This window comes from Streptococcus thoraltensis DSM 12221, assembly GCF_000380145.1.
Lineage (GTDB): Bacteria > Bacillota > Bacilli > Lactobacillales > Streptococcaceae > Streptococcus > Streptococcus thoraltensis.
Genome location: NZ_KB904607.1, coordinates 1 through 8,859 on the forward strand (window position 1 = coordinate 1; position 8,859 = coordinate 8,859).

The following is an 8,859-nucleotide window of genomic DNA, read 5'->3' on the forward strand; positions in this document are numbered from 1 at the left end:
ATTCTTTAAGAAACAGGGCTACTTTTTCAGGGTCTTGTTCGTGGTAGGTAGAGCTCTTTTTTTTCGAGTATATCCCATGGCTTTGAGAGCGTAATGAATAGCGGTTGGATGACAGCCGAATGCAGAAGCTATTTCAGTTAAATAAGCATCTGGATGAGTTTTAAGATAGTTCTTTAATTTATCTCTATCAACTTTTCTTGGCTTAGTTCCTTTAACTTGGTGATTAAGATCGCCTGTTTTTTCTTTTAGTTTTAGCCATTGATAAATGGTGTTGCGTGAGATTTGGAAAAGAGCAGATGCTTCAGAAATACTACCAGTTTTGTCACAGTATGCGAGAACTTTTTTACGAAAATCTAGTGAATATGCCATAAGAACATGATATCACAAATGTACGGTTTTTATTTCATTTTACTATACATGCCTGATTTAAAGATATGTTATCCTAAAGACAATCTTATGTCGACATATTTTCTAAATATTCTTTTTATCTAATTTTTATCGCTAAAGATAATTTCTTTTCCATTTTCTAGAACTTGATACGTTAATTTTTTGAGATTAACATTCGCTTGTGCAGTATTCGTTTTATCTTTACTTGTTCTAGTAATAGTAAGACTTTCTCTATCAGGTGTCTCTACCGAAATACTTCCCTCCAAATCAAAAGCAAGGCTGCTATTTCTAAAACTAAATAGTTTAAGTAATGCTTTAACGACTGGACGATTTACTTCCTGAGAAATTTCGTCACTACTATAGTAATGACGATTAATATTACGTCCTTCCTTAGTCTGTTCTAATAAATCGATATCATTCTTTCCAGCCAATAGCCCAACATAATAAACTTGTGGAATGCCCGGAGCGAAAACTTGAATTAATCGTGCCAAAAAATACTTCCGATCATCATCCCCCAATGCTGAATAATAAGTTGAGTTAATCTGATAAATATCTAAATTATTATATTCTGCTGAAGAGTACTTTCGTTTAACATTTGCTCCAACCTTGTACAACTCTTTAGTAGTAAAATCAATTTCATCATCTGTCAAAATATCCTTCACATCCACTACACCAATACCATCGTGCGTATCCAATGTTGTGAACTGCTTCATCGGACTCATCTTCAACCATTTAGCCAACTGATTGGTGTGACCAGAATAAAGTGCGTGTAAGGTGACCATAGGTAGAGCGAAATCATAGACAAAGTAATCATGATCCGCAATCTTGAATTGGATACTGTAATGCTCATGGATTTCTGGCAAAATGTCAGCGCCCACTTCAGCAGCAATCTCACGAACACTGTCAAGGAGTGTCCAGATATCAGGTTCAACAAAGAAATCATTAGTGTCTAACTTTTTGATGGCATAAGCAAAAGCATCCAAACGAATCAAATCACAGCCATTAGCCGCTAAATGTTCAATAGTGCGACGAATGAAATCCATAGTCACTTCTTTGGTGACATCAAGGTCAATTTGCTCCTCACCAAAGGTATTCCAAAGATGCTCTGTGCTCCCATCAGCAAAAATAATTTCTTGTTTTGGAGCACGGTCTTTACGTTTGTAAATCAGGTCGACATCAGCCTGTGTTGGACGATTTTCAGGCCAAAACTTATCCCAGTTAAGGAACAAGTCTTTATAAGCACTATCATCATGTTTTTCCTGATAATCTTTATAATATTTACTTTGACGAGAAATATGGTTAATCATAAAATCAAACATCAGATAGTATTTTTCACCTAAAGCTTTGACATCTGACCAGTCACCAAAGGCTGAATCAACCTCATCATAATCAACAGGCGCAAACCCTCGGTCACCAGTCGATGGAAAGAACGGCAGCAAGTGAATCCCACCAACTGCGTCCCCAAAGTAGTTTTCCAGATTTTTTCGTAAAGCTTTCAAATCTTCACCCAGACTATCTGAATAAGTGATTAACATGGTTTTATTTTGAATAGGCATAAGGTCTCCTTTTGAAGGGTATTAAAAGATGAGTAGATTATTTAACCGCACCATTACTCATTCCTGAAATGATGTGTTTTTGGAAAATCATATAAACGATGGTGATGGTGATGATACCAACGATATAGGAGGCAAAACTTGGCCCGTAATCGTTGAAGTATTGTCCTGTGTAGTTGTATTGGAACAAGGGCAGCGTCCACATTTTCGCATCACGGTTGAGAATCAACAGTGGTAACATGAAGTCATTCCAAATCCAAAGGGCATTGATAATCAAAGTCGTGGCATGCATTGGTTTTAACATTGGAAAGACTACCTTACGATAAGTGGTAAATTTGTCAGCACCATCGATTTCAGCAGCCTCATCCAAACTATCAGGAACGCTAACCTTGATATAGCTCACATAAAGAAACAAGGTCTGTGGAATGGCATAAGTTAGATACAAGATAACCAAACCAGTAGTATTTGCTAGACCAATCTTGCTCATCATAACTGTAATAGGAATCATGATGACTTGGAAAGGAACAAAAATCCCTAAAATCAAGAGACTATACATGATAGCAAAGGCGTTTTGCTTCGACATGTTACGAGCAATTGAGTAAGCCGCTGCTGGAATGAATAGCATAATCACAGCAATTGATAAGAAAGTGATAATGGTCGAGTTTAAAAAATAATGGCTAATCCCATCTTGAATCAAACGGCTGTAGTTGTCCCAAGTGATAGGATTGGGAAATCCAAAAAAATTTGAAATGATGTCTTTTGTTGGTTTAAAGGAGCTAAAAACCGTTGCCATTAAGGGGATGAAAATTAGAATACCGCCTAAACCAAGTAAGGCATACTTCCAAAGATTGCTTTTTCTTTCTTCGTGTTGCATAAGGGAACCTCTCTTCTATACCTGATACTTATTAGACAGTTTGATTTGTAAAATGGATACCACGCCGATAATAATAAAGAGAATTAAAGCAATGGCATTGGCATAACCATACTGATTAGACTTAAAGGCATAATTATAAACCAATAAGCCTAGTGAGGTTGTGGCGTTATCGGGACCACCACCAGTTAGGGCAAAGATTTGATCAAAGGCCGTTAACCCACCCTTAAGTGCCATGATAAAGACCATGGAAATACTTGGAATCAGATAAGGCAACTCAATTTGCCAGAAAGTTTGACGATTATTTGCACCATCAATAGCAGCTGCCTCCACAATTTCAGAAGGAATACTTTGCAAGCCTGCTAAGAATAGGATAATCGGCATGGCAACTCCCTGCCATAACATCACAAAGATTGCTGATAAAATAGCACCTGTACCTGTTCCTAAAAGACTTTCTTGCAAAAAAGGAATATTCAAAGCATTGCCAATAGCTGGTAAACCATAGTTGAACACTTGTTTAAAAATCAAAGAAATGGTCAAACCTGACAGCACTGCTGGGAAGAAAAACCATGCTCTAAAGAAAGTCCTTCCCTTGATTTTAGAATTGAGCGCACGTGCTATCAAAATACCAAGCATAATCTCACCAACAATCATGGCCACAGTCAAAATCAAAGTAAAACCAATGGCCTTCATAAATTTCGTATCGGTCATCAAGATTTTGTAGTTATTAACACCGACAAAATCAAAATTGTAGGTTAATCCTGTCCAGTTGGTAAAACTGTAAAAGGCCCCTTGAAACATCGGAAAGTAAAAGAAAACCGCCTGTAGAATAAGAGGAACAGCCAAGAACACCCAACCCCAGTATTTATTAATAAATGATTTCATGTCATGTGCTCCTTCTAATCAACATCAGCCTTCATAGGATTGTAAAAGGCATTTAAGGCATCCGCAAAAGCTTTTTCATCTTGATTCATCAGGTAACTAGCTGTCAGATTAAAGAAATCCTCTTCGCTGTTCCAGTATTGTGCCATCCATACATAGTGCTTATCAGTAAAAGCTAAGTCATTCAAAGCAGCTAATTCAGACGCCTCGCCAGCTTCTTTAACCCCTTTAACAGCAATCGGAGAACCATCGACATCATAGTACTTTTGAATACCTTCTGCCGTTGTTAGATACTCGACGAATTGTTCCGCTTCTTTGACATGTTTACTATTTTTAGAAATCGATAAAGCCAAGTCTCCCGCACCAACTGTCGCTGTCTGACCGGATTCTTCACCTGGAAAAGCAAAGGTTGAAATCTCAAAATCTGGTTCTTGCTGTTTAATGGCTGGCAAAGCCCAAGATCCATTTGGCATCATCAGAGCATCACCCGAAGCAAAGGCTACAATGGCGTCATTGTAAGAAGCTCCGCGCCAGTTTTTCTGTTGATTGCCTTCTTCTGCGAGCAAATCCAAACGTTCCATATCATCTTGTAAAATCTTATCCTTAGCTGAAATGCTGTTTGGTTTTGAAAAACGTAAATAATCGTTAGCCTTATCAGCGCTACCTGTTGTGGTAATTAAAGACAATTGATGATAACCGTTTAAGGTCCAACCTTCTGTCCCAGCAACCGCAAATGGTGTTTCACCTTGATCTTTGATGTCTTGAACCAACTGTTGGAAGTCTGCCCAAGTTTGAGGTGCTTCCAAACCAAGTTCGTCAAACTTCGTTTTGTTAAAGTATAGGCCAGAAACGTTAGCAGTTAGCGGTACATTGTATACCTTATCATTGATAGCGTATTGTTCAGCATAGTTGTTTTTAAGATTAGCCAAATAATCCTGACCTGTCATATCGTAGAAATAACCAGCCTTGGCCCACTCTTGAAAATCCATATTCTGTGGGTAAATATTGATGACATCTGGCGCATCTCCAGATAACATACGTGTCTTGAGGACAGTTCCAGCATTAGGAACATTGGTCACTTCCACATTGATGTTGGGGTGTTTCTTTTCAAAATCTTTGGCAATCTCTTCTAGAGTTGCTACCATTTCCGTTTTTTGATTGAAATACTCAATGGTTACTTTTCCATTCTCAGCTTCTAAATTGCTATTACCACAAGCTGCTAAAGCAATACTTGCTACAGCAACTGTGCTCAGCAAGCCTAATTTGTGATACCATTTCATGTCTATCTCCTTTTAGTCTTTGACATCTTTGACAAAGTAGAATTGTTTACTTAAATAATCACCATTTGGCATATCAAGGGTTAAACCAGCATACATCAATTCCGCACCAGAATAGCACTTCTCAGTTCCGTCTAGGCGATAGATAGCATCTTCATCAAGCCCTTTTAATTTCAAAGTCGTCTCAATGGTTTCAATCGTTGACTGAATACGCACATAAGTCACAACTGATTGATCCTCATAAACAAACTGAACGGCTGCTTCATTAGTATTTTCCTCTGGGTTAAGTAGGCGGTATTGCTGTCCAAACTGAACAAGAGGACGAATCCTTTTGTAATGCGCCACTTGCTCAGCAACGATAGCTTTTTCCGTTTCAGTCATCTGAGTCAAATCCAATTCATAACCAAAATTCCCCATCATTGCCACATGACCACGTGTCTCTAGTGGTGTGATACGACCCATTTGATGATTTGGTACTGCAGAAACATGAGAACCCATAGAAATCGTCGGATAGAGGAAGGTCGAGCCATACTGAATCGGCAAGCGTGCAATGGCGTCAGTATTATCACTCGCCCACACTTGTGGGAAGTAGCGCATCACCCCAAGGTCATTACGACCACCACCGCCAGAACAAGACTCAAATAAAACATCTGGATAAGTTTCTGTCAGGTAAGATACCAAATCATAAAAACCAAGCATGTAAGCATGTGACTGCATTTGAGTTTCTAGATAGGTGGCGCCATTACCCAGATTCGTCATATTACGGTTATAATCCCACTTAATGTAGTCAATAGCGTTTTGAGCCAAAATCCCATCAAATGTCTCTTTCAAGTAAGCAACCACGTCTGGATTGGCTAGATTCAACATAAGCTGGTTACGCGAATAAGTATGTCCTCGACACGGTGCTTGAATCGCCCAATCTGGATGTGCACGATAAAGATCGCTAGCTTCTGAAATCATCTCGGGTTCAACCCACAGACCAAATTTCAATCCCTTAGCATGAACATCTGCAATCAATTCTGATAAAGGACCTCCCAGTTTTGATTCATTAACAGTCCAGTCACCCAAGGCACGATTATCGTCAAAACGATTGCCAAACCAGCCATCGTCCAGAACAAAGAGTTCCATCCCTAAAGCACTAGCTTCATCAGCCAAGGACAATAATTTGTCTTTGTTAAAATCAAAATAGGTAGCTTCCCAGTTATTGATTAAAATCGGACGTTCCTCATCAGCAAACCGCTTTGGAATAATGTGATTTTTGATAAATGCCTGACTTTCACTTGTCAGACCTGTCAACCCCTTATGGCTATAAGATAGCATAGCAACAGGTGTCACAAAGCTTTCACTAGGAGCTAATTGCCAAGCAAAGTTATCATCGTTGATTCCAATCCCAAGACGCACTTCCTGTAATTGATTTTCTTGAGCAAACGCTTGAAAATTCCCACTATAAAGCAACTGTAAAGCTATCACATCACCAAAGTCTTCGCTTGCTTTACGATCAGCTAAGAGTAAGGCTGGTGTTTGCCCGTGACCAGAAGCTCCACGACTCGATGAAATACTAAACACTCCCTGATGCAGGTTCTGACGGCGAACCGCTTTCTCACGCGCATAGGCTCCTTGAAGCGTTATGACATCATACTGCTTAGCTGGAACATCCAACATGCTAGACAGGAGACGATGAACCACCACTGGTTCATCTGAAAGATTCGTTAACTTGGCAAAACTCGTAATGGTTGCAGACGTTTCAAAGGCAGTATAGTAAAGCGTCAAACGCAGTTGAGCAACTTGATCTTCTAACACGAGAACCAAGGTTTGAGCTTGCTCATCACTGTGAGGATTAGGTAAACCTTCCGCTTCAATCAGCTCTTTCACAATGTGGTAGTCCACTAATTTAAAGAAAGTCAATTCATTCGAGCCATGCTGTACACGTACCGATGGTTTTCGAAAATCACCAAATCCATAGGTTCCAATTACTTGACGCTGCGTATCATAACTATAAGTTCTAACTTCAGGACTAGGATTGCCAGAAAAAGCATGATCCTTTTCATGAATGGTATTGGAAAAATGATAACTATTGATTTTCCGACCAAAATGCTTTAATAATAAGTCACCATCTCGATTTTCAAGAATCAAAGATGAAGCTTCGGTATTAACATAAAAAAGATTACCTTCTACAGTGATTGCCATAAGTGACCTCCTCATAAACTTATCACTAGCATAACACTTGCAACCGCTTCCTAAAATAGACTTTTGTTAGACCGATATGGTAAAATGTTAGGTAAGGAGAAATCTTATGTTTTCAGAATATCAAAGTGGCACCATGGATGTTAGTCTCGATTTTTACGGCTATGAGGACTGTCCGCCAAATTATAGTTTTGGCCCTTCCATACGTGAGACCTATGTCCTACATTACATTACCCAAGGTCGTGGCAAGTTTTATTATAAAGATCAGGTGATTGACCTCACAGCTGGTGATTTATTTTTATTAAAGCCAAACGAACTTACCTTTTACCAAGCTGATAGTCAAGAGCCCTGGTCTTATTATTGGTTAGGTCTCAGTGGCAATAAAATTGCAGACTACTTTCGTTATAGTCAAATTGAGGACCTTGCTTTTCTTCGTAGAGATGCTTTTAAGGATAAGATCCGCCTGCACCAACTCATTGAAAATCTAGTCCAAACCGCTTCTCAGATAACCCTAACTAGCAGCAATTTGCAGCTTTTAGCAAGCATTTATGAAATTCTCTTTCAACTAGCACAGGAAGCCCCCAGCTCCCAACCAACAGATCGGTCATCTAGTAACCAACTTTACTTGGATGCCAAGCATATCATTGAAACACGCTATTCCCTAACAGAATTAACCATCCAAAGTATTGCCAATGAACTCTCCATCAACCGTAGTTATCTGACGACTGTATTTAAAGACCATCAGCAACAATCCCCCAAAGAATACCTCCTTCAAATCCGCATGCAAAGAGCCAAACAACTGATCGAAACAACCAAAGAAAGTATCAAAGTCGTTGCCATTTCTGTAGGCTTTTCAGATGCTCTCTACTTTTCTAAAAGTTTTAAAAAATTCTGGAAAATGACTCCCACTACCATGAGAAAGCGAAAAAACAATAGTCAAGCTATCTATATTTCTTGAAAACAATCTTTTCATCAAAACTTTAAAAGACCAAAATCAATAAAGAATAAGTTAAAAATTGATACCTATATTTACTTTTCCAATAACGAACGTTTTCAATAATGCAATAAATGGAAGCTCAAAGCCTTGTTCGCCACCAGCTAATCTGGTGGTTTTCTTGTCTTTCTCCCAAAGAAAAACTGGCTTGAAGCCATGACAACAGCTTTCTCCTCTTTGGAATGAGGAGAAAGGCTATCATTCAATCCCCTTATTATGTCATTTCACTGACCACTTCGTTTTCGTCCTATTGTAACGTTAGCGTTTTGCCCCATTCAAAATCTTTAATTTCTTGTATAACAAAATGAAATAAAAACAGTACATTTGTGATATCATGTTCTTATGGCATATTCACTAGATTTTCGTAAAAAAGTTCTCGCATACTGTGACAAAACTGGTAGTATTTCTGAAGCATCTGCTCTTTTCCAAATCTCACGCAACACCATTTATCAATGGCTAAAACTAAAAGAAAAAACAGGCGATCTTAATCACCAAGTTAAAGGAACTAAGCCAAGAAAAGTTGATAGAGATAAATTAAAGAACTATCTTAAAACTCATCCAGATGCTTATTTAACTGAAATAGCTTCTGCATTCGGCTGTCATCCAACCGCTATTCATTACGCTCTCAAAGCCATGGGATATACTCGAAAAAAAAGAGCTCTACCTACCACGAACAAGACCCTGAAAAAGTAGCCCTGTTTCTTAAAGAAT

6 protein-coding genes and 2 pseudogenes are annotated in these 8,859 nt (G+C 38.7%); 2 read left to right on the forward strand and 6 right to left on the reverse strand.

Translation table 11 applies throughout. The features are described from left to right. From A3IA_RS0106855 to A3IA_RS0106880, 6 genes and pseudogenes are all read right to left on the reverse strand, one after another. Window positions 1-369, reverse strand: a pseudogene (locus tag A3IA_RS0106855) (IS630 transposase-related protein); the annotation flags it as partial. A 119-nt stretch (window positions 370-488) separates the two neighbouring features. After that, window positions 489-1,943 carry a sucrose phosphorylase gene (gene gtfA, locus A3IA_RS0106860; protein ID WP_018380584.1) on the reverse strand — a complete coding sequence of 485 codons (1,455 nt, stop codon included), beginning with the start codon at window positions 1,941-1,943 and terminating at the stop codon, window positions 489-491. 37 nt (window positions 1,944-1,980) lie between these two features. Next, window positions 1,981-2,814: a carbohydrate ABC transporter permease gene (locus A3IA_RS0106865; RefSeq protein WP_018380585.1), complete on the reverse strand. Its 834-nt coding sequence runs from the start codon at window positions 2,812-2,814 to the stop codon at window positions 1,981-1,983. A 15-nt stretch (window positions 2,815-2,829) separates the two neighbouring features. Then, the gene (locus A3IA_RS0106870; protein WP_018380586.1) at window positions 2,830-3,696 is read right to left on the reverse strand and encodes a carbohydrate ABC transporter permease; all 867 of its coding nucleotides are present in this window, start codon (window positions 3,694-3,696) and stop codon (window positions 2,830-2,832) included. A 14-nt stretch (window positions 3,697-3,710) separates the two neighbouring features. Further along, window positions 3,711-4,973 (reverse strand): extracellular solute-binding protein, encoded by a 1,263-nt coding sequence (locus A3IA_RS0106875; RefSeq protein ID WP_018380587.1) that lies wholly within the window; start codon window positions 4,971-4,973, stop codon window positions 3,711-3,713. 12 nt (window positions 4,974-4,985) lie between these two features. Next, complete coding sequence (locus A3IA_RS0106880) at window positions 4,986-7,157, reverse strand: alpha-galactosidase (protein ID WP_018380588.1); 2,172 nt, start codon at window positions 7,155-7,157, stop codon at window positions 4,986-4,988. Between the two features lie 106 nt (window positions 7,158-7,263). Here A3IA_RS0106880 and A3IA_RS0106885 point away from each other — a divergent pair, with 106 nt between their 5' ends. Together A3IA_RS0106885 and A3IA_RS0106890 are read left to right on the forward strand one after the other, a co-directional pair. Continuing rightward, on the forward strand, window positions 7,264-8,112 hold the full coding sequence (locus A3IA_RS0106885; RefSeq protein ID WP_018380589.1) for an AraC family transcriptional regulator: 849 nt from the start codon (window positions 7,264-7,266) through the stop codon (window positions 8,110-8,112). A 378-nt stretch (window positions 8,113-8,490) separates the two neighbouring features. Beyond that, a pseudogene (locus tag A3IA_RS0106890) lies at window positions 8,491-8,859 on the forward strand (IS630 transposase-related protein); the annotation flags it as partial.